Annotated in this window: 1 protein-coding gene; it reads left to right on the top strand. The window is 66.6% G+C overall.

The annotated features are described in order from the left end of the window. The first annotated feature begins 122 nt into the window (after positions 1 to 122). Positions 123 to 878 (top strand): IS5/IS1182 family transposase, encoded by a 756-nt coding sequence (locus OO54_RS40890; protein ID WP_033212813.1) that lies wholly within the window; start codon positions 123 to 125, stop codon positions 876 to 878. Positions 879 to 973 lie beyond the last annotated feature (95 nt).

Genomic DNA, 973 nt, shown 5'->3' with positions numbered 1-973 from the left:
CGGGTAAGTGAGCTTTTCCAGCCTCGTGGCATTGACCGCGAGTTAGACGCTCCTGCGCAACGACGAAGCTCCTGGTAGACGGGTTCTCGACCAAGATCACCCGTGGCTGCCAGGAGCTTCGCGTGCTTGTCTACCCGTCCTCGATTGATCTGTCCAGCCGCACCCTGCGGTTCCTGACCGGACAACTCGCCATCCGGCGGGGGGAGATCGGGACGCGATGGCGGCGCTTGTCAGCCGGGCGCCAGGCCCTACTCGCCTTGGCCCACCTGCGGTGCGGCGACACCTACGCCCAGCTCGCCACCGGGTTCGGCATCGGGGTTGCGACCGTGTACCGCTACATACGCGAGGCCGTCGAGGTACTGGCCGCCCTCGCCCCGACCCTGGCCGAGGCGATGAAGACGATCCGGGCGAAGGCGTTCGTCATCCTCGACGGCACCCTGCTCCCGATCGACCGCATCGCAGCCGACACCCCGTACTACTCGGGCAAACACAAACGCCACGGCATGAACGTCCAGGTCCTCACCGACCCGTTCGGGCGCCTGCTGCGGGCCTCACCAGCCCTGCCCGGCTCGACCCACGATCTGACCGCCGCCCGGCAGCACGGAATCATCGAGAACCTCGCCGAGGCGGGGCTCAAATGCTGGGCGGACAAGGCGTACCAAGGAGCCGGCGGGACCATCCGGGTCCCGTTCCGGGGCCGCCGTCTCAAGCGATGGAAGCGCCGTCACAACAGCAGCCACGCCAAGATCCGTTGCCTCGGCGAGCAGGCCATGGCCACCCTGAAGGGCTGGCGACTTCTCCGGAAGCTCCGGTGCAGCACCAACCGCATCACCGACATCGTGAAGGCCGTTCTCGCCCTTCACCACGCCTCAAGCTGAGGTTGGAAAAGGCTCCCTACGTTGTTCTGCGGGATGCGGTCGGCCCTTCGTATGGTTGACCCGCCCAGGGGTGTCGGGTGTGGTTCAAAAGGCTC

The organism is Streptomyces wedmorensis (assembly GCF_000716445.1).
Lineage (GTDB): Bacteria > Actinomycetota > Actinomycetes > Streptomycetales > Streptomycetaceae > Streptomyces > Streptomyces wedmorensis.
This window is presented reverse-complemented; position numbering and strand designations above follow the sequence as displayed.